16 protein-coding genes and 1 pseudogene are annotated in these 20374 nt (G+C 68.8%); 6 read left to right on the top strand and 11 right to left on the bottom strand.

Annotation, left to right across the window (positions count from 1 at the left end):
• Positions 1-562: 562 nt before the first annotated feature.
• The 4 genes from APZ21_RS03480 (at position 563) to APZ21_RS03495 (ending at position 5774) form a co-directional block, all read left to right on the top strand.
• Positions 563-1567: an NAD-dependent epimerase/dehydratase family protein gene (locus APZ21_RS03480; RefSeq protein WP_054811753.1), complete on the top strand. Its 1005-nt coding sequence runs from the start codon at positions 563-565 to the stop codon at positions 1565-1567.
• Between the two features lie 32 nt (positions 1568-1599).
• Complete coding sequence (locus APZ21_RS03485) at positions 1600-2619, top strand: Rv2578c family radical SAM protein (protein WP_054811754.1); 1020 nt, start codon at positions 1600-1602, stop codon at positions 2617-2619.
• 112 nt (positions 2620-2731) lie between these two features.
• On the top strand, positions 2732-4693 hold the full coding sequence (locus APZ21_RS03490; RefSeq protein WP_054811755.1) for a 2-oxoacid:acceptor oxidoreductase subunit alpha: 1962 nt from the start codon (positions 2732-2734) through the stop codon (positions 4691-4693).
• Position 4694: 1 nt separating this feature from the next.
• Positions 4695-5774, top strand: coding sequence for a 2-oxoacid:ferredoxin oxidoreductase subunit beta (locus tag APZ21_RS03495; RefSeq protein ID WP_054811756.1), 1080 nt, complete (start codon positions 4695-4697; stop codon positions 5772-5774).
• A gap of 62 nt (positions 5775-5836) precedes the next feature.
• Here APZ21_RS03495 and APZ21_RS03500 read toward each other — a convergent pair whose 3' ends face one another.
• The 3 genes from APZ21_RS03500 to hisS all read right to left on the bottom strand — a co-directional run bounded on the left by APZ21_RS03500 (position 5837) and on the right by hisS (position 8995).
• Positions 5837-6862 carry a malate dehydrogenase gene (locus APZ21_RS03500; protein WP_054811757.1) on the bottom strand — a complete coding sequence of 342 codons (1026 nt, stop codon included), beginning with the start codon at positions 6860-6862 and terminating at the stop codon, positions 5837-5839.
• Positions 6863-6989: 127 nt separating this feature from the next.
• Complete coding sequence (locus APZ21_RS03505; RefSeq protein ID WP_239476469.1) at positions 6990-7643, bottom strand: hypothetical protein; 654 nt, start codon at positions 7641-7643, stop codon at positions 6990-6992.
• Between the two features lie 71 nt (positions 7644-7714).
• Positions 7715-8995, bottom strand: a complete 1281-nt coding sequence (hisS, locus tag APZ21_RS03510) for a histidine--tRNA ligase (protein ID WP_054811766.1) — start codon at positions 8993-8995, stop codon at positions 7715-7717.
• 174 nt (positions 8996-9169) lie between these two features.
• Between hisS and APZ21_RS03515 the strand changes: the two genes are divergently transcribed.
• On the top strand, positions 9170-10066 hold the full coding sequence (locus APZ21_RS03515) for a peptidylprolyl isomerase (protein ID WP_054811758.1): 897 nt from the start codon (positions 9170-9172) through the stop codon (positions 10064-10066).
• A 358-nt stretch (positions 10067-10424) separates the two neighbouring features.
• Positions 10425-10976 (top strand): hypothetical protein, encoded by a 552-nt coding sequence (locus APZ21_RS03520; RefSeq protein ID WP_054811759.1) that lies wholly within the window; start codon positions 10425-10427, stop codon positions 10974-10976.
• A 10-nt stretch (positions 10977-10986) separates the two neighbouring features.
• On the opposite strand, the gene APZ21_RS35385 is transcribed toward APZ21_RS03520, so the two are convergent.
• The 8 genes and pseudogenes from APZ21_RS35385 to APZ21_RS34670 all read right to left on the bottom strand — a co-directional run.
• A complete protein-coding gene (locus APZ21_RS35385; protein WP_239476470.1) occupies positions 10987-11739 on the bottom strand; it encodes a DUF4913 domain-containing protein in 753 nt (250 codons plus the stop codon).
• The gene (locus APZ21_RS03535; RefSeq protein ID WP_054811760.1) at positions 11736-13628 is read right to left on the bottom strand and encodes a type IV secretory system conjugative DNA transfer family protein; all 1893 of its coding nucleotides are present in this window, start codon (positions 13626-13628) and stop codon (positions 11736-11738) included. Before APZ21_RS03535 ends, APZ21_RS35385 begins: the two co-directional genes overlap by 4 nt.
• Positions 13629-13673: 45 nt before the next feature.
• Positions 13674-14228: a hypothetical protein gene (locus tag APZ21_RS03540; RefSeq protein ID WP_239476471.1), complete on the bottom strand. Its 555-nt coding sequence runs from the start codon at positions 14226-14228 to the stop codon at positions 13674-13676.
• A gap of 71 nt (positions 14229-14299) precedes the next feature.
• Entirely contained in the window at positions 14300-15886 is a 1587-nt protein-coding gene (locus tag APZ21_RS03545) for a peptidoglycan DD-metalloendopeptidase family protein (protein WP_371852280.1), read from the bottom strand.
• 71 nt (positions 15887-15957) lie between these two features.
• Positions 15958-16266, bottom strand: coding sequence for a transposase (locus APZ21_RS03550; RefSeq protein WP_054811763.1), 309 nt, complete (start codon positions 16264-16266; stop codon positions 15958-15960).
• 46 nt (positions 16267-16312) lie between these two features.
• Entirely contained in the window at positions 16313-18619 is a 2307-nt protein-coding gene (locus tag APZ21_RS03555) for a hypothetical protein (protein ID WP_082392799.1), read from the bottom strand.
• Between the two features lie 7 nt (positions 18620-18626).
• Positions 18627-20117, bottom strand: a complete 1491-nt coding sequence (locus APZ21_RS03560; protein WP_054811764.1) for an SCO6880 family protein — start codon at positions 20115-20117, stop codon at positions 18627-18629.
• Positions 20114-20374 (bottom strand): annotated as a pseudogene (locus APZ21_RS34670) (hypothetical protein); the annotation flags it as partial. The gene APZ21_RS03560 and the pseudogene APZ21_RS34670, both read right to left, overlap by 4 nt.

A 20374-nucleotide genomic window follows, 5' to 3' on the forward strand; every position in this document is an offset into this window, starting at 1 on the left:
ATCAGGTGGTCGCCTGAGTTGGCGCCCGAGAGCGTGACCGCGAGCGGGACGCCGTTGCCGCAGGTAAGGAGGTTGTGTTTGGAGCCGGTCCTGCGGCGGTCGACCGGGCTCGGGCCGGTGTCGGCGCCGCTTTCAATAGCTGAGCCGCCATGGCCGACCGCTCGGCCGCGCTCGGTTCGACTCCCTCAGCGCGCGTCTGCGCCTTCTATGGGCCGACGCACTCCAATTCAGCATCCACTGGCTCCGGTACACGACGCTCACTCGGATCGAACGCGAATTCGGCTACGCCATCGCACGCGCTTACGCCAGCCAGGCCCGAACAGCCTCCAACGGCACAGGGGCGACCTTCATCTACGTCCGGGCCGGGTTGCCCGAAGTCGCGCACGCACTCTCGGCGCTTACCGACGAGACCCATCCGATGGCCACCGTCGACCTACATCCGCTGACCGCGAGACCGCCCGACTCCACGCAGGAAAACGGTAACGTGTAGCTGTGTGAGAACAATAACAGCACGTCTTCGCTATGATTTGCATGTTAGAACAAGTTCTATATTCTCGTTGGTATGAAGGTCGCAGTGACCGGCGCAGCCGGCTACCTTGGCACGAATCTGCTCCCCCTGCTGGTCGACCGCGGCCACGAGGTCGTCGCCGTCGATCGAATCGTCCCCGACGGCGCGGCGCAGCCGAATGTCACCTGGGTCTCCGGCGATGTACTCGATCCCGTCTCGATGCGGGCCGCGCTCGCCGACGCCGAGATCGTCTACCACCTGGTCGCGGTCATCACCCTGGCCGAACAGAACGATCTGGCCTGGCGGGTCAACACCGAGGGTGTGCGCGTGGTCGCGCAGGTCGCACGGGAACTCGGCGCGCGCCGCCTTGTGCATGCCAGCTCCATCCACGCCTTCGACCAGTACACCTGCGGCGGGCGCATCGACGAGACCTCGGCGCGTTCCACCGATCCGAAGCTCCCGGTCTACGACCGCTCCAAATGGGCGGGCGAGGTGGCCCTTCGCGCGGTCATCGAGGACGGCCTGGACGCGGTGCTGTGCAACCCGACCGGCGTCTTCGGCCCGGTCGACTTCGGCACCCCGCTCTCGCGAATCAACCGCACCCTGCGCGACGCCGCGGCGGGCCGCGTGCCGGCGATGATCGGCGGCGGCTTCGACCTGGTGGATGTGCGCGACGTGGCCGAGGGGCTCATCCTGGCGGGTGAACGCGGCCGCACCGGCGAGAACTACCTGCTCGGCGGTTCGATGATCTCCATGCTCGACCTGTGCCGCCTCGCCGCGAAGCACGGCGGCGCCCGTGGGCCGAAGTTCTCGATCTCTCCCAAACTCGTCGGCGGACTCATTCCGGTGCTCGCGCCGATCGGGCGCATGCTCGGCACCGACATCGTCTCCAAGGCCGCCCTCGGCGCGCTGGTGTCCGCGCCGATCGTCGACCACGGCAAGGCCGAGCGCGAGCTGGGCTACCAGCCCCGTCCCACCGACGAGACCGTGCGCGATCTGGTGCGCTTCTTCGCCGATCCGCAGCTGTTCGTCCGCAGCGCCGCGGGCGAGGTCGCTTGACACTTTCTTAGAACGCATGTTCGATTGGATGCGTGCGGTGGCAGAACCAGACCCTGGACGCCGACGACGGCGCACTGCCCGGCCTGACCCGGGCGGATTTCGTCCGCACCGTGCGCACCCCCGAATTCGAGGGCATCACCTTCCACGAGGTGCTGTGCAAGAGCGCGCTGAACAAGACGCCGCCGAATTCCACCCTGCCCTTCGGCTGGACGATCAATCCCATGCGGGGCTGTTCGCACGCCTGCCGATATTGTTTCGCCCGCCCCACCCACGAGTATCTGGATCTGGACGCGGGCCGCGATTTCGACGCGCAGATCGTGGTCAAAACCAATATCGCCGCGGTACTGCGCAAGGAATTGCGCCGACGCTCCTGGCAGCGGGAGCCGGTCGCCCTCGGCACCAATACCGACCCGTATCAGCGGGCCGAGGGCCGCTACCGGTTGATGCCGGGAATCATCGGCGCGCTCACCGACTCCGGCACGCCGTTCTCCATCCTCACCAAGGGCACCCTGCTGCGCCGCGACCTCCCGCTGCTCACCCATGCGGCGCGCGCCGTGCCGGTGCGCCTGGCGGTATCGATCGCCATACTCGACGCCGACCTGCACCGCGGCCTGGAAACCGGCACGCCATCGCCGCGTGCCCGGTTGGATATGGTCGCGGCGCTGTCCGAAGCCGGTTTCGCGGTGAACGTAATGGTCGCGCCGGTCATCCCGTACCTCACCGACAGCCGCGCCCACCTCGACGAACTGCTGGGCGCCATCGCCGCCGCGGGCGCGGCCTCGGCGGTGGTTCTGCCCATGCACCTGCGCGGGTCGACCCGCGGCTGGTTCCTGGAATGGCTGGCCGCGAACCATCCGGCGCTGCTGCGGCGCTACCGGCAGCTCTACGGACGCGGCGCCCACGTCTCACCGGAGTACGCGACCTGGCTGCGCGAGCGGGTGCGACCGCTGCTCGAACGGCACGGCCTGAACGGCTCCGAGCGGACCGTCGCCGCACCCGAGCCGCCGAGCGAACCGGACGAGGATCCGCAACAGGCGCTGTTCGCCTGCTGAGCGCGCGATCGGATTTCTCCATCGCCACCGCGCTTCGCCCGCACACGGGGCACCGGTCGGAGTACTTTGGCCACTGGCACCCTCTCACACGACGAGGAAGTGAAGCAGGCATATGGTCTCGCACCAAAGTGATGTCGGCACAGCGAAACTGGAAAAGGTCGTCATTCGGTTCGCCGGCGATTCCGGCGACGGAATGCAGCTGACCGGCGACCGGTTCACGCACGAGGCGGCGGCATTCGGCAACGATCTCGCGACGCAGCCCAATTTCCCGGCCGAGATCCGCGCACCGCAGGGCACGCTACCGGGCGTGTCGTCGTTCCAGATACAGATCGCCGACTACGACATCCTCACCGCGGGTGATCAACCCGATGTGCTGGTGGCGATGAATCCGGCCGCGCTGAAATCCAATGTGGAGGATCTGCCGCGCGGCGGCACGATCATCGTCAACACCGACGAGTTCACCAAGCGCAATCTGACCAAGGTCGGCTACGGCGCCGATCCGCTCGCCGACGACAGTCTCGCCGACTTCACGGTGCACCAGGTCCCGATGACCACGCTGACCCTGGCCGCCACCGAATCCACTGGAGTCGGCAAGAAGGACGGGCAGCGGGCGAAGAACATGTTCGCGCTCGGGCTGCTGTCGTGGATGTACGGTCGCCCCATCGGCGGCACCGAGCAGTTCATGCGGGAGAAGTTCGCTGCCAAACCCGAGATCGCCGAGGCGAATGTGCTCGCCTTCCGCGCCGGGTGGAACTACGGCGAGACCACCGAGGCATTCGCCACCACCTACGAGATCGCCCCCGCCACCCTGCCGCCGGGCACCTATCGTCAGATCACCGGCAACACCGCGCTGGCATACGGTCTGATCACGGCGGGCAGACTGGCGAATCTGCCGGTGTTCCTCGGCACCTATCCGATCACCCCGGCCTCCGACATTCTGCACGAGCTGAGCAAACACAAGAATTTCGAGGTCACCACCTTCCAGGCGGAGGACGAGATCGCCGGAATCGGTGCGGCGCTGGGCGCCTCGCTGGGTGGCGCGCTCGGGGTCACCAGCACCTCCGGTCCCGGCCTCGCGCTCAAGAGCGAGACCATCGGCTTGGCCGTGATGACCGAACTGCCGCTGCTGATCGTCGACGTGCAGCGCGGCGGTCCCTCCACGGGTCTGCCCACCAAGACCGAACAGGCCGATCTGCTGCAAGCGCTCTACGGGCGCAACGGCGAATCGCCGGTCGCGGTGCTCGCGCCGCGTTCGCCCGCGGACTGTTTCGCCACCGCGGTGGAGGCGGCCCGCATAGCGCTGACCTACCGCACCCCGGTGCTGCTGCTGTCGGACGGCGCGATCGCCAATGGCTCCGAACCCTGGTCGATTCCGTCTGTCGCGAGCCTCGAGCCGATCGATCCCGCCTATGAGCCCGATGCCGAGGACGGCTCGGATTTCCAGCCCTACGCCCGCGATCCCGAAACCCTGGCCCGACCGCTCGCGGTACCGGGCACGCGCGGACGCGCGCACCGCATCGGCGGTCTGGAGAAGGCCGACGGCAGCGGCAACATCTCCTACGATCCGGCCAACCACGAACTCATGGTGCGGCTGCGCCAAGCCAAGATCGACGGCATCGCGGTGCCCGAACTCGAGGTGGACGATCCGTACGACCGCGCGGAACTGCTGCTGCTCGGCTGGGGCAGTTCCTACGGGCCGATCGGTGAGGCGTGCCGAAGGGCCCGGCGGCGCGGCGTCCCGGTCGCCCAGGCCCATCTGCGGCATCTGAACCCGTTGCCGCCCAACCTGGGATCGGTGCTGCGCCGCTACCGGACCGTGGTCGTGCCCGAGATGAACGGCGGTCAGCTCGCCATGCTGCTGCGCGCGAAATATCTCGTCGACGTGCGGCCGTGGACGAAGATCGCGGGCACCGCCTTCTCCGCGCAGGAACTCGTCGGCGTCATCGACGCTGCCCTCGACGGGACACTCGAGGAGATGGAGCAGGACAAGGCCTTCGCCGCCCGCGCGCGGGCCACCTATCGCGGCGCCGCGCCGGACCGGCCACAGCCCGCTCGACCCACCGGGGGCAACTGATATGACCATCCTCGAAACCTCTCTCGTCGGAACCGATCTCGGATTGACCGGCCTGTCCGGCGTGCCGACCTCGCCGGACAAGCAGAAGGTCAAGGACTACACCTCCGATCAGGAGGTGCGCTGGTGCCCCGGCTGCGGCGACTACGTCATCCTGGCGACCGTGCGCTCCTTCCTCGCCGACCTCGGACTGCGCCGGGAGAACCTCATGTTCGTCTCGGGTATCGGCTGCTCGAGCCGGTTCCCGTACTATCTCGACGCCTACGGCATCCACTCCATCCACGGCCGCGCGCCCGCGATCGCGACGGGCTTGGCCGTCACCCGCCCCGATCTGTCGGTGTGGGTGGTCACCGGAGACGGCGACGCGCTGTCCATCGGCGGCAATCACCTCATCCACGCGTTGCGCCGCAATGTGAACATGACGATCCTGCTGTTCAACAACCGCATCTACGGGTTGACGAAGGGCCAGTACTCCCCCACCTCCGAACCGGGCAAGATCACCAAGTCGACTCCGATGGGTTCGGTGGACCACCCTTTCAACACCCTGTCGGTTGCGCTCGGCGCCGAGGCGACCTTCGCCGCCCGCGCTCTGGACTCCGACCGCGCCGGACTGACCGAGGTGCTGCGCGCCGCGGCCGAACACCGGGGCACCTCTTTCGTGGAGATCCTCCAGGACTGCCCGATCTTCAACGACGGCTCCTTCGACGCGCTGCGCCGTGACAACGCCGCCGACCATCTCATCGCGCTGCGCCACGGCGAACCTGTCACCTTCGGCGCGAACGATGAGTTCGCTGTGGTGCGCAAGGGATTCGGGCTGACCGTGGTCAGGACAGACGAGGTAGGCGCGGGCGATATCGTCGTCCACGACGCCTACGCCGAGGACCCCGAATACGCCTACGCGCTCTCGCGCCTGTCGGATCAGAACCTCGACCACGTCGTGACCGGCATCTTCCGCAGTGTCAACCGTCCGACCTACGACGATGCGGTCCGAGCCCAGACCGCCACGGCACGCGAACGCAAGCCCGTCGACGCGGACGCGCTCCAGAGCCTGCTCAACGGTCGGGAGACCTGGACCGTCGGCTAGCCGAGGGCATCGAAGTCTCTACGACGCGCCCGAGTCCACCCGGACTCGGGCGCGTTCGGTATTCAGGAGCGTTTGGCGAATCCGAGCTCGACCACGGCATCGCGCTCCTGTTCGAGTTCGGCGACGCCCGCGTCGATGCACGACCGGGAGAATTCGTCGATCTCCAACCCCGGCACGATCGTGTACGCGCCATCGGCACAGGTGACCGGGAAAGAGCTGATGAGTCCCTCCGGCACGCCGTAGGAACCGTCGCTGGGCACGGCCATCGAGGTCCAGTCACCCGCCGCCGTGCCGAGCACCCAGTCGTGGATGTGGTCGATGGCCGCGCTGGCGGCGCTGGCCGCCGAGGAGGCGCCCCTGGCCCGGATGATGGCGGTGCCGCGCTGCTGCACCGTGGGAATGAAGTACTCGCGCACCCACGCGGGATCATCGATCAGTTCCAGGGCGGGGCGGCCGTCGATGGTGGCGTGGGTGATATCCGGGTACTGGGTGGCGGAGTGATTGCCCCAGACGGCCACGCGGGCGATATCCGCGCCCGGCGCGCCGGAACGCTTCGCCAGCTGGGCGATGGCGCGATTGTGGTCGAGTCTGGTCATCGCGGTGAATCGTTCCGCGGGGACGTCGGGCGCGTTGCTCATGGCGATGAAGGCATTGGTGTTGGCCGGATTGCCGACGACGAGCACCTTCACATCCGCGGCCGCGCTGGCATTGATGGCCTGCCCCTGATCGGTGAAGATCGGGCCGTTGGCGGCGAGCAGATCGCCGCGCTCCATACCGGCCGTGCGCGGACGCGCACCCACCAGCAACGCGATATTCGCACCGTCGAAACCGACCCACGGATCGTCGCTGATGTCGATCGACTCCAGCAGCGGAAAAGCGCCGTCCTCCAGTTCCATGGCGACCCCCTCGAGGGAGGCGACCGCCGCCGGTACCTCGAGTAACCGCAGCCGTACCGGGGTATCGGAACCCAACATCGCTCCCGAAGCGATACGGAACAGCAGACCGTAGGCGATCTGGCCCGCTCCTCCGGTGACGGCAACGGTCACGGGCGCGTTGCGAACGGTGCTCACGACGTGGACTCCTTGCATCGGTGGGACAGCGACTCGCCACCAACCCTATCGAGTCTCACCGCTGCCGAAAGCCCACCGTGAGCTACGCGACAGTAGACGCGCGAGTGCCGGTCCGACCTCGCGGTTCGCGTGCGAAACAGCGCGATCAGCCGAGTTCGGCGACCTCGCGGTCACTGAGAACGATCGGTGAGACCACGTCCTGACCCCGCGCCAACCGCACCGCCCGATACAGCGGGCGCTCCTCGAGTCCGGCGTCGCGCGCCTCGGCTCGCAACTGCCGCACCAGCACCGTCGCCACCGCCAACGCGGCCGCCAACTCGTTGGCGGCGAGCGCGTCGGCGAGCCTGCGCAGGCCGAGCGGGTGCAGTTCGCGGCCGCTGGCCGCATCGGTGTACATGGCCAACGGCACGATCTGGGTCTCGGGCCCGGAGGTCACCCGCAGCGCGACCCGGCTCAGCCGCGCCGGGAAGACCAGCAGTTCCACGCCCGTGGCTGCCGCCAGTTCCACCCGGCGCTCGCCGAAGAGCCGCCGCACGTGAATCGTGGTCCCGATCAACCACATCCGCCTGCGGCGCGCGGCCACGGCGTAGCCGGTGGTCGGTGCGCCGACCACGACGCCGATGAGCACCGCGATCGGCCAGTGCACCACGGTCGCCGCCAACAGTGCCGCGCCGATCCCGATCCCGGCCGCCGCCAGCGCGAGTTTGCGCAGCACCGGCGCATACACCTCGGGGGCGACCAGATCGAGGCCGATCGCCGAAACAGCCTCCGCGCCCTCGGGATTCGCCTGCACCGCCACTGCCTCTCCACACGCCGCGCACCCTGTGCGCGTCGGAAAAGGATACTCCGCGCCCGTATCGCGCAGGCCGGTTACCGCTCTCCGGCCAGCGTCTCGAGCACGATCGCGAGCACCTCGTCGAGCGGGACCTGCCGTTGCTCGCCGGTACCCATATCCTTCACCCCGATGGTGTTCTCGGCCAAGTCGCGATCGCCGAGCACCAGAGCCAGACGCGCACCCGACCGGTCCGCGACCTTCATCGCGCTCTTGACCCCGCGCCCGCCGTAGGCCAGGTCCACTCGGACACCCGCCGCGCGCAGCCGCGCCCCCAGGACGACCATGCGCTGTTTGGCCGCATCGCCGAGCGGCACGCCGTAGACCGCGCACCCGGCCGTATCGCCCGCGGGATTGCCCTCCGCGCGCAGGGCAAGCACCGTGCGGTCGACGCCGAGGCCGTAGCCGATACCCGACAGCGACGCGCCGCCGAGTTCGGCCATGAGCCCGTCGTAGCGCCCGCCGCCGCCGATGCCGGATTGCGCGCCGAGGCCGTCGTGCACGAATTCGAAGGTGGTCTTGGTGTAGTAGTCCAGTCCGCGCACCATCCGCGGATTGACCACGTAGGGCACCCCGAGCGCGTCCAGGTAGCCGAGGACCTGCTCGAAGTGCGCCTTGGCCGATTCGGACAGGTGGTCGATCATCAGCGGCGCGTTCTCGGTCATCTCCCGGACCTCCGGGCGCTTGTCGTCGAGTACGCGCAGCGGATTGATGGCGGCGCGGCGGCGCGTCTCCTCGTCCAGCGGCAGTGCGGAGAGGTATTCTTGGAGCAGTTCCCGATACTGCGGACGGCACGTCTCATCGCCGAGCGATGTCACCTCGAGGCGGAAATCGCGCAGCCCGAGCGCCCGGTAGCCCGCGTCGGCGATCGCGATGACCTCGGCGTCGAGCGCGGGATCATCGACGCCGATGGCCTCGACGCCGACCTGCTGTAACTGCCGGTAGCGACCCGCCTGCGGACGTTCGTAGCGGAAGAACGGCCCCGAATAGACGAGTTTCACCGGCAGCTGGGCGGATTTGTCCAAACCGTGCTGGATGACCGCGCGCACGACGCCCGCGGTGCCCTCCGGCCGCAGCGTGTAGCTCTGGCCGTTGCGATCGGCGAAGGTCCACATCTCCTTGCTGACCACGTCGGTCGATTCGCCGACGCCGCGCGCGAACAGCGCGGTCTCCTCGAAGATCGGCAGCTCGACATGTCCATAGCCGGCCAGGCTCGCGGCGCGGACCAGCCCGTCGCGCACCGCGACGAATTCGGCCGAACCCGGCGGGACGTAGTCGGGAACCCCCTTCGGGGCGGAGAAGCTGCTGGTCTTGGTCACGATGGTCCAGTTTCCACCACCGTGGCCCGTCAAGTCCAACCGGTTCGCGCACGGACGGCGGGCCGCACAATACAGTGCCCGCGTTTCGGCCGGTAGGAGGAACCGGAGGGAACTCTAAGGAAGAGATGGCACACTGTTGCACCGAAAGGTCCGGATCACGGGAGGAACGTGTCAGTGCCGAGCAACGAACAGCGACGAGCAGCGGCGAAACGCAAGCTGGAGCGCCAGCTGGCCTCGCGTGCCGAGCGGGCGCGCAAGCGCAAGCGACTCACGATCGCCGGATCGGCGATCGGCGTCGTCGTCGTGATCGCTGCCGTCACAGGTGTGTACTTCCTGACCAAGGGCGACGACGGCGACAGCACTTCGGCCGAGCCCAAGGACGCCTCGCTGACCGCCGCGCCGCCCGCGGCCAAGGCCAAGCCGGCCATGGTCGACTGCGCCTACCGCGACGGGCGTACCCCCGCGGACAAGCCGGTGCACAAGCCCGAGCGCACCCGGGTGCCAACCACCGGCAACGACGCAAAGGTCAGCCTGAGCGTGGAGACCAGCGCGGGTCCGATCGGCCTGACCCTGAACAACGCCGAATCACCGTGCACGGTGAACAGTTTCATGAATCTGGTGAGCCAGAACTACTTCGACGACACCACCTGCCACCGCATGACCGCGAGCGACGGCCTGAAGGTGCTCCAGTGCGGCGACCCGGTCGCCACCGGAATGGGCGGTCCGGGCTACGAATTCGACAACGAGTACCCAACCGACCAGTACGCGGCGGACGATCCGAACGCCCAGAACCCGGTCGACTACAAGCGCGGCGTGCTGGCCATGGCCAATGCCAACCGGTCCACCAATTCCACCGGACTCGACGGCAAAGCGACCAACGGCAGCCAGTTCTTCATCGTCTACGGGGATTCGCAACTGCCGCCGCAGTACACGATCTTCGGCACCGTCGACTCCGGGTCGATGGACACCATGGACAAGATCGCCAAGGCGGGGCAGGACAACTCCAACGGCCCCGGCGACGGCAAGCCGAACACCCCGGTCACGATCCAATCGGTGCGGCTGGACCGCTGATCGGGCGCGTCCGGCGCACGCACCGAGGCTTGCGGTCCTCGACGGCTTCCGGTCCTCGACCACGACGGCCGGAAGCATTTCGTGCGCGACGCAATGTTGCGCTCTATGCTTGGCGTGGCACGTCCGTACCCGGTTGTGTCCGCTCTTTCTCGGGTAACCTCGAATATGGAGTTCACGTGGCGTAGCCATCCCGTACGGACTGTCCCACATCGGATATGCCACGGCACGGGTTCTCCGAGGTGTCCCACGTTATGCAGGCGGGGCTCCGCTGTGGACTACAGTTCGCCTGGCGGTGTCCGTAACGACAAGCACCACCCACACCATCCATAGAGTTCACTGCGTCATTCGGGGAGCAGCCATGTCCGAAGAACTGGACGACATCGGCGCTGAGACAGCGGCCATGATGAAGACGATGTTGTCGCTCGCGACGCTCATCGCACTGCGCACCCGCGAGCGTGGCCAGAAAGAGGCCGAGGCGCGCGTGAAGATCACCGAGGCCCGCATCAAGGAAGCCAAGGAACTCCAGATCCGCGAGGCGCGCGACGCGAAGGCCAAGGATCCGCGCAACGCGGAATTGGCGAGGATGGTCGAAAACGCGGTCTCGAGTCCCGGCATCTCACTCGACAAGGACCGGTTCGGCCCGCAGGCCGGCGCCGATCGCATGGCGACGGCCGCGGCCATGCCCGCCGCACCCCAGATCCGTTACGACTCACCCGAGCGGCGCACCGCTATCGCCGCTCATCTCGCCCGTATCGGCGTCGCGCCGGAGCTGGCGGCGGTTCGCATGCTCGTCGAGGTCGGGCAGGGTGCGCCCGTCGAGGAGGCCGCCCGCACACGCTCCAAGGAAGCGCCGGGCGGCGGCCTCAGCCGCGAGCAGGAACTCGCCCTCGGGCTCGAACGCTCACGGTGACGGCATGGGGCTACCCTCGGCCCGCCGAGGGTAGCCCCATGTCCTCCGGGGCCGGATTGGTCCACATACCCTCCAGCTCCGCCGTGAGCGGGAGCGGATTCATATTGCTCTGATGCCCGCCGCGCGCATCGCAATACTTGAACGGCCCGTTGGGGTCGAACAGTTTGGCCATCTGTAGGTCGGCGTGTTCCAGGAACCAGGTGCTCAAACCGATGGATGCCTTGGTGCGCCAGTACTCCCACGCCCGCCACAGCGCCTCCAGCCGCACGGCGGCCTCGGGGTGGCGCCACCACTGCGGGCACCACGAGATGCCGCTGACGTCGACGACCTGCCGCCGGTACACCTTCGCCAGATACTCTTCGACGAACTCCACCACGTTCCCGTAGACGAAATCGGGTCCGGCCGGGGCCATCCCCGCCATCAGCTCGGCGGGCGGGGATTCGACCGGCAGCGGCTCGATCCGGTCCACGTGACCGTGGCGCACACCGCAGTATTTGAACGTACCGCGCGGATCGAACAGTTTGGCCATGTGCGGATCGGCGTGCCGCAGCAGCCAATAGCTCAGACCGCCGCGCTCGTCGCGGTGCAGATGTTCCCACCCCCGCCAGAGCGCGTCGAGCCGAATGGCGGCCTCGGGGTGACGCCACCACTGCTCGCACCACACCGTATCGCTGGAGTCGCTCACCTGGCGCTGATAGATCTGGCCGAGATAGTTCTCGACGAAGCCCTTCACATCGGCGAATTTCGGCTGCTGTTCGTTCATTGCTGCTGCGCCTCCTCCGGTTCCCGATACTGCCCCGGCATCGGTTTGATCGACGGTCCCTTGTCCAGTGACACGGGATGGGACGCGCCGGCGCGCGCCGCCGCGGGCAGCCCGATGATGGGCGGAATCTTGATCTTCTCCGATGGATCGTGTTTGGCGATGGACCGCTCGACATCGGCGGCGTACTCGCTCTCCCACCAGGCCACGGTCCGCACCAGCACCGGCGGCGCGCCCGAGGAGAAGACGATGACCCGTCCGCGCGGCAGGGTCGCCAGGCCGTTCACCGAGAAGGTCTTGGACGAGCCGAGCGAGCGCGAATAGCTCTTGCCGCTCGCGGATTCCGAAACCGACTGGGAGATCGCATCGTATTCGCCCAGCGCCTCGGAGCGGTCGCGCAGGAAGTTGGTGTCGTCCACACCGCTGCCGAGCACCTTGATATTGGCCGCCGACCACAGCGCCGACATGCCGTCCTCACCCCAGCAGCGCGCGCCCTGCGCCCAGGATTGCAGCACGGTCATGACGACGATGCCGCGCGATCCGAAGTGACTGTACTGCTTGGGCAGATCCTTCCAGCGCACCACGTTCGCGGCCTCGTCGAGCACCGCGAGCAGCGGGATCTCGAGGCGTCCGCCGCGCGAATTGGATGCCTTGCGCATGGCGACGTCGATCACGGCCTCGGTGAGCGCGCTCACCAGCGGCGCCGCCGAACCTCGGCCTTCCAGCGACAGGCTGTACAACGTGCCGTTCGCCTCGAGGAACTGGAGTTCGTCGAACAGTCCCCGCTGCACGACGTGTCCGTCCGCGAGGGTGGTCACGCCCGGTGTCACCCAGTCGTGGACATTGGTCAGCTTCAGGCAGCGCACCATCTTCTTGGCGGTGCCGAACACGCCGCTACGGGTGCGTTCGTCGGCCTGGTACTGACCGGCCAGGCCGTCGGCGGCGAATTCGTGACCCGCGTCGCGCAGTATCTTGATCGGCGTCTCGTCGCGCGGATGGGTCACCCATTCCCAGACTTTGGTAATGGGCTCGCCCTTGACCGCGGCGGCCAGGAACAGACCGGCCAGCAGATCCTCGCCCTCGGGATCGAAGAAGGCGTCGCGCTTGGCGTCCGAACCGTCGTCGCTGTCGGCGAAGTGACCCGCCAGCCGCGCCGCGCGCATCTCGTATCCCGGGCGGCGCGGGTCGACCCACTTCAACGGATCCCAGTACCACGTGGGCTCCTCGGCCGCCACGCCCTGCGGGTCGAAGACGAAGGTCGGACTTCCCTTGGCGGCCCGCACATCCCGAGTCGCGTCGACCACGTCGCGCTTGTTGGAGGTCGCCAGCACCGGACCGATGGCGGTGAGGATGGCCGGAATCACCCGCGAGGTGGACTTGCCCTGGCGCGGGCCCCAGATGTCGATGTGCAGATCCTCGTAGGAGCCGTAGAGCATCTGCCCGTCCGCGACGCCGATGCCGATGGGCACGCCGGGGGTGTCCTCGGAGCCGAGGTTGATACCGAGTTGTCTGGCCTTGTCCCGCACGCCCGCCTCGGTCAGGGCCGCGATCGCGCTGCCGCTGCCCATCACGTCGGCCCTGTCGTCGACGGGCAGCCTGCCCTTGCTCGCCTTGGTCTTGGCCTGCTTGCGCAGCACGAGGTATCCGATGACCGCCGCGATGACCAGCAGCACGATCACCGTGGAGGCGACGGGCCAGTGCAGATCACCGGTCACCATCTTGGCGAGGATGTCGATCGGATTGAGCGGAATCGTCTGAGCGGGCGTGGTGAGCGAATTGCCCAGGTGCAGTGCGAGGTACAGCGTTCCGAACACCGCGAAGCCCGCGTAGACGGCATACAGGCTGTAGTCGGGTCCGACCGCGGCCGGATCCTTGACCTTCTTCTTCGCCATCGGTGCCTCCTCGAATGTCGCTGCGGTGGTGAATGTCTCGGTGGATCAACGGAAGGCGTCGAGCCGCCAGCCCTCGGATGTGCGCACCACGGTGGCGATGACCGTGCTCGGTGGCAGTGATTCCTTGCGTCCGTCCGGGTAGACGACCGTCTGTTCGATCCCGATCTTGTACTGCTCGGTGTTCGGGTCGCCGCCCGCGGGCGGACGCTCCCCCGAGGCGAAGGTGAACGCCTGGACGGTGGCCTCGGCCTTGGCCCAATCCGACCATTGCAACGACTGTTTCGGCACCTCGCCCGCAGGCGCGGTATCCAGCACCCGGATCAAACTGGGACCCAGCCACTTCCGCGCGCGCCCCAATGAGGACCCTTCGGCCTCCTGCGCGGGCCGCCAGGTGTATATCTCCTTCAGCGCCACCACCGCGACGCCGTCCGGGGTGACCGGATCGGGCGCGGGCGCGACCTCGAGCAGCCTGGTCGTGGACGTGGCGGGATGCGACGCCGCGGACTCGCCGTCCCCGCCGCCGCAGGCCGTACCGAACACCGACACACTCACCACCGACACCACCACGAGTTTCGCGCGCGCTCTACCCTGATTACTCAAGGCTAACCTGCGCAACGGCCCGCGTCGCCCCTCCAATGATCCACGCACCCGGGCGTGTTCGCGGCCACCGCTCACAGTACCCTCCTCAATCGCGCGTCACCCGGCACCGGCGCCTCGCCGACCCCGCCGCCACCGCGGCCCGGCGCGGCCGGTGCGGACTGGATCAGTCGGCCCTGTCCCACATAGATTCCCACCTGCGCGGGGCCGCGGGGGCCGAACGAACTGAACACCAGATCACCCGGTTGGGCCTTGGACACCGGCACTTCCGTGCCCGACTCCCACTGCTGTTCGGCCGTGCGCGGCAGGGATACCGCGCCCGATGATGCCGCGAAGACCGCCGCCGACGTCAGACCCGGACCGTCCAGTCCGCCGCCGCTCGGCCCCTGCGGACCACCGCCGCCCCACACGTACGGGGTGCCGAGCCATTCGTGGGCGGCCTGGACGATCTGCGGACCGCGATCACCGTTCACCGGGGTGAAACGCCCGGTGGATCCGGGCGCGCGGTACTGCGGTTCCATCGACAGGATGTTGCGGACATAGGGCTGGGTCTCGGAATAGTGCGCGCCGACCTGATTCGGCATACCGCCGGAGGCCAGCACCGCGCCCTCGCCCGCGTTGTAGGCGGCCAGCGTCAGCGCGGTCAGATCTCCCTGAACCCGACCCTCCGCCTGCCAGCCCTCGATCTTGTGCGCGATCGCGCACATGTACCGCCCCTGACCGATGATGGCGTCGCCGTCGTCCCAAACGCTGGCCACACCGTTACCGTCGGCGTCTATGACATAGGGCCGCCCGTCGTCGGGATCGATCGCGGCCGCGGTGCCGGGCAGGAACTGCGCCAGACCCTGTGCGCCCGCGGGCGATGTCGCCCCGCGCCGGAAACCCGATTCCTGACGCCCCTGCGCGGCCAACAGCGAGGAGGTGATCTGCGGGCAGATCGAACCCGCGCGGCGATACCAGATCTCGAGTTCGGCGGGCACCTTGCCCGCGGCCAGCGCGCCGCCCGCGCTGCCGAAGCCGAGATTGCACCGCGGATCGTTCGAATACCATTGCGCTCCGCCGAGATCCGGGGTCGGCGCACCCTCGAGCCATGGCACCGGATCGATCTGGCGACCGCCGGTGAATCGGCCGCCCGGCACGACTTCGAAATGCAGGTGGGCGCCGGTGGATTCGCCCGCCGAACCCACCAGTCCGATCTGCTGACCCGCGCGCACCGTGTCTCCGACCCGCACCATGACGCCGTTGTCCCACATATGTCCGTACACGGCCGAATATCCGCGTCCGTTGGTGTCCACCGAGTCGACCACGATCCAATTGCCGAATCCCGAGGCGGGTCCGGCGGCCACCACCTTGCCGTCGGAGACCGAGAAGATCGGGGTGCCGTCGGCGGCGGCCATGTCGACGCCGCGGTGTTCACCCCCGCGCGATCCGAACGTGTCGGAGACGGTGAAGGTACCGGTGGCCAGCGGTAGTGTCCGGCGCAATGGTCCGATGCCCGCGGCCAGCGACGGTGTCGCGGTCACGGTGGGATTGGCCGTCGAGGGACTCGCGGCGGCGGCCGAGGCGCGCGGGTCGCCGGAGGCGGCGGCGCCGAGGCCGGGCAGCGCCGACCGCGATCCGAGCACCGAGACCCCCTCGCAGGGATCGTCCACCGCGGGCATGATGATCACGAGCACGACGGCGATCAATCCGATCACCGCGCCGAGCGCGGCCCACAGGACGCCTTTGGCGTTCACGGGCCGCGGCGGGATTCGTTGAGTGTGTCGGCCAGCGCGCGGTTCATCTCCGCGGCGGCGGCCAATTGTTGTTGCAGCAGAGCCACTTCGCGCCGCAGCGCGCCCGCGTCCATGCGTTCCAGACTCGGCCCCCGCGCGGCGCGGACCCAATTGCGCACCGAATTGGTGTGCACGCCGATCTGCTCGGCCACCACCCGGCACGCCTCCGATTCGCTGCTGAGGTTACCGGTGAGCGCGACGACCTGTTCCACGGCGGCCTTGCGCACCTCCGGGGAGACCTTGCGGTAGGAGCGATGCGGCATCATCGCGGGCTCCGGCCACTCACACGGCAACCACTCACACGGCGGGGACTCACGCGGCGCTCCCGCTCGGTGAATCCTTGTCCCGCGTGGTGGATTCGGTGAATTCACTGAAGCGCTGATTCGTGTCGTGAATGCCGCTTTCCTTCTCCGACAGCGTGAACTCCATATGGAATGGAATGCCGGGGCGGCGGTCCTCGCCGATCTTGAGCAGGAATTTGCCGGTGCCGGGCGGCGACGGACGCTGCTGTCCGGGTTTGAGCGCCTCACCGGTGAGCGCCTGCGGCGCGGACCAGCCGGTGACCATATCCGCCTCGGCGGAGGTGAACGGCACCGTCGAGTCGAGCCGCTTGACCTCCTCGGCGGGCAGCGCGCCGAATATCTTGGCGCGCGCGCGTTCCAGGAAGCCGAGCGCCTTGGCGATGGCCGCCTCGGTGCCGAGCGATTGGAGGTCCTTGATGGTGTGGCTGATCATGATGAGCGCGGTGGCGATGCTGCGCTGCAAGCGGGTCAGCTCGTCCACGCGGTCGACCATGAAGTCGCCGAGGCCGAGCACCTGCCAGAGCTCGTCCATCACGACCTGGAAGTAGCGCTGCGGGCCGAGTCCGGCGTCGGCGAGTACGTGCGCGGCCTCGACGGAGGCGAATCCGTCGGCCCAGCAGGCCAGCATCACCGCGGCCTTGAGTTTCTTGTCGCCGGTGGGGATGTGGGAGACGTCGATGCACACCGCGACCGCGCCGGTGTCGATCGGCACCGAGGTCTGGCCGTTGAAGATCGCGCCGAACGGCCCCTGGGTCAACGCGCGCAGCGAGCGGCGCAGCCCCTTGATGGCGTTCTGGTACTCGACCGGGTCGTCGGCGCCCGCGTCGAGTTGGAGTTCGTCACCGCCCGCGACGATCACCTCGAGCAGGTTCTCCATGATCGGCGGCCGGTCCGGGGTGTAGCCGCTGCCGGGCTGGTAGAGGATGCGCAGCGCGGTGGAGATCAAGGTCTCCTCGTAGTCGCGCACGCGCGCGCCGCGCACGAGTTCGACCAGACCGGCGATGAGCGTGACCTGGCGGGCGCGCAGATCCTGGAGGACCTGCGCCTGGAGGGCGGGGAACTCGTCGAGCCGCGGCACCACCGAGCCGAGCACACCGGCGGCGAGCGGATTGAGTTTGCCGTGGCCGTAACCCAGGTCGATGACCTGACCGCCGACCAGTTCCACCATCCGGCGGTAGTCGGGCTTGACGTCGGCGAGGATGAGCGGGGTGATGCCTTGGGCGATACCGCCGAGCACGATCCGGCGCACCAGCGAGGACTTGCCGAAGCCGTTGAGGCCGAGCACGAACAGGCTGGGCGCGGTGATGAAGCTGCCGCGCAGGAACCAGTTCATGGGGTCGAAGCAGACCGGTGCGCCGGTGTGCAGATGGGACCCGAGCGGGGTGCCGATCAGCGGTGCGCCCGCGCCCACCGACCACGGCCACAGACCCGCCACCTGGGCGGTGGTGGCACGGTATTCGACCGGGCGGCCGACCACGTTCATCCGCCCGCCGCCGGGCCCCGCGTAACCGCGATCGGTCAATTGCGCAGTGCTGCGGTCGAATCCGTCCTCGATGGTCTGTTCGGCGCGCGCGGCGTAGTTGCGGCGGCGGATGTCGTCGGTGCGGACCCGGAAGGTCGCCCACGCCGCGCGCAGGCCCGAACCCTCGCGGCTGATCTGCTCGAATGCGGCGCGGGTCGCCTCGTCCAGCAGCGGCGGTCCTGACTGTTTGCGCTTGTCCGCCTTGGCCTTCGCGCGCCGGGCGGCCTTGTCGAGCGCGGGAGCGCCCATCGCGCGGTCGGCGGTGTAGTCGACCTTGTCCCCGCGCGCCTGCGGATGTCCCGGACGTCCCGCACCGCGCTGGGCGGCGCCGCGATCCTGGCGCGGCGGCACGCGATCCGTACGCGCCATACCCGCGCGATCGGGTCGGTAGCTCCCGCGGGCGGCCTCGCCCTGCGAACGGGCGGCCGACCGGTCGGAATGGGCCCGATCGGGACGGACGCCCTCGGCGCGCCCGGCGCCGGGCCGCGCCCGGCGCTCGGCCGCCTCGCCCGCTGGCCTCCGCTCCCGATCGGACGCCGGTCCGGCATCGACGCGGCCGTCGCCGTTCACACCCCTGGCCAGCCTGCGCGCCCGGTCGACCAGGTCGTCCGAACCACTGGTGCGCTGGCCGCCGCGCGGGCGACCCGGCGGACGCTCGTCGAGCGCGGGACCGAACGGGCCGTCCCCGCGCTCGCCGAACGACGCGCCGATACCCGGTTCGAACGGGACCTCCTCGCCGAACCGGTCGCGGCGCCCGTCGCGCTCCTGAACCGGTGGGTCGTACTCGCGTGCCATGAATCGCTCACCCCGCCAATGCCTTCGGAATTGTCGCGTGCTCCGGCAGGATCACCCCGCAGCCCAGCGAGGCCGCGAAGGCCGCCGCCTGATAGCGGTAGCACCGCCGGATCTTCAACCGCGCCTGCGTGGACAGATCGCGGGTAATGGCTTCGATGCGCGGCAGGTCGCCGCGCAGGGGTTCGGTGATGGTCACCAGCGCCCCGAAGCGGGTCACGCCGTGACCCCTGGCCTGTTCCTCACGCGCCTGCTGGGTGGCGCCGACGCGCAGTGTCGCGGCGGCGGAGACGACACCGCGTTCGCTCTGCTGGGCCACCAGGGCGTTCTTGAAGTCGTCGTCGACGATCTCGGCGGCGTCGGCGGCCGAGTGCGGGCGGTACACGATGGCGATGCGCTTGCGCGGCACCTCGGGATTCGGCGCGAGCAGCCGCTGCAAAACCCGTTCGTCCACCGCGCCCTCGGGAGCGGCGTCCATCTCCCAGGTGACCGAACGGCCGCCGTCGTGGATGAAGTGGTCCCACTTCTCGTCGTGCGACACCGGACCCGCGTCGGCCCAGTCCAACCCGTGCCCCTCGGGTTCGGAGGCGGCGACCTCGAGGTCGGCCTGCGAGGCAGGATCGTAGCTGCGGCGGATGAACGAGATCACCTCGTCGGCCGACATGGGCTGGGAGCGCACACCGGCCTCGGCCAGCGCGGCGCAGATACCGGGCAGCCTGCGTCCGATCTCCACGGCCTCCTCGGCCGGATTCTTGCGGCGCTCGGCGGTGGTGGCCTTGAAGGTGATGGCCACGCGCGGCAGCAACTGCACACGCTCCTGCGGCAATTCGGTGGCCAGTTCGTACATCACCTGCTGCGCCAGGTCCGGCGCTTCGGGTCGGGTGATGGTGGAAACCTCTGTCAGCAGCCGGTTTCCGGTCTCGGGCACGGTGTCGATGACCGGCACGACGGCGACGATGTCGCTGGTCTGGCCGACCGAGGCGAGGAAGGTGCCCCACGCCGAGACCCAGCGGTCGATGACCGGCTGGTCCACCGCCTCGTGACCTTGCGGCCACGCGCGCAGCACCACCGTGTACTGCGCGAACTGCGGCAGGTGGATCATGCCGAAGCTGTAACCGCCCGCGTCGATGCCCTCGTAGAGCTTCGACGGCGCCAGCAGTCCGGGCAGCCGGGTGACGCCGCCGGGCACCCGGGAGAACCGGCCGCCGCGGTACACGTGTTCGCCGTTGCTGCGCGAGCGCATCCAGTTGAACATCATCAATCCCGTCTCGTAACCCGAGCGGCCCCCCGTCCGCCACACCAGTGGAACCATGATCAGCACGCCGACGGCCCCGACGATGAAACCCCATTGGAATCCGCCGACCATGGCGGTGATCAGCGCCGTGATCACGACGACGAAGCCGATCACGGTCTCCTCCCAGCGCAGGCCGAAAAGACCTGCGCTGCGGGGCTTCTGCCACAAGCCGTACGAGCGGCGCTCGTAGGTGTCGGTCGTCGTCATCGCGGAATGGTGCTCCTCCCGAGGTCGGGCGAACGGTTCGCCCAGCGGTCACCGGCGACATCGCCCATGCTCTGTTCGGCCCGATCCAGGCCGCTCGTCGCGGCGCGCGCCGCGCCCGCGCGGCCCACGGCCCTGGCCGCACCGGACGGTACTCCGGCCGCGGCCTGTTGGCCGGAGGCGCGCGGGGGTTGCCCGGCCCCCGACCCGCGCGGCGGGGTCGGCTGCGGCCCGCCGCCGCGCCCGACTCCGCCCGGGCG

It is taken from the genome of Nocardia arizonensis (assembly GCF_001310275.1).
In the GTDB taxonomy this organism is placed as follows: Bacteria; Actinomycetota; Actinomycetes; order Mycobacteriales; family Mycobacteriaceae; genus Nocardia; species Nocardia arizonensis.

Coding starts and splice junctions, on each gene's coding strand:
- APZ21_RS03550 (WP_054811763.1), bottom strand. CDS start 16,266: ATGATGCCGCATCGCTCCTACCGCAAGGTCTCCCCGGAGGTGCGCAAG.
- APZ21_RS03535 (WP_054811760.1), bottom strand. CDS start 13,628: ATGGCGAAGAAGAAGGTCAAGGATCCGGCCGCGGTCGGACCCGACTAC.
- APZ21_RS03520 (WP_054811759.1), top strand. CDS start 10,425: ATGTCCGAAGAACTGGACGACATCGGCGCTGAGACAGCGGCCATGATG.
- APZ21_RS03560 (WP_054811764.1), bottom strand. CDS start 20,117: ATGACGACGACCGACACCTACGAGCGCCGCTCGTACGGCTTGTGGCAG.
- APZ21_RS03545 (WP_371852280.1), bottom strand. CDS start 15,886: ATGCCCGCGGTGGACGATCCCTGCGAGGGGGTCTCGGTGCTCGGATCG.
- APZ21_RS35385 (WP_239476470.1), bottom strand. CDS start 11,739: ATGAACGAACAGCAGCCGAAATTCGCCGATGTGAAGGGCTTCGTCGAG.
- APZ21_RS03555 (WP_082392799.1), bottom strand. CDS start 18,619: ATGGCACGCGAGTACGACCCACCGGTTCAGGAGCGCGACGGGCGCCGC.
- APZ21_RS03495 (WP_054811756.1), top strand. CDS start 4,695: ATGACCATCCTCGAAACCTCTCTCGTCGGAACCGATCTCGGATTGACC.
- APZ21_RS03500 (WP_054811757.1), bottom strand. CDS start 6,862: ATGCAAGGAGTCCACGTCGTGAGCACCGTTCGCAACGCGCCCGTGACC.
- APZ21_RS03490 (WP_054811755.1), top strand. CDS start 2,732: ATGGTCTCGCACCAAAGTGATGTCGGCACAGCGAAACTGGAAAAGGTC.
- APZ21_RS03480 (WP_054811753.1), top strand. CDS start 563: ATGAAGGTCGCAGTGACCGGCGCAGCCGGCTACCTTGGCACGAATCTG.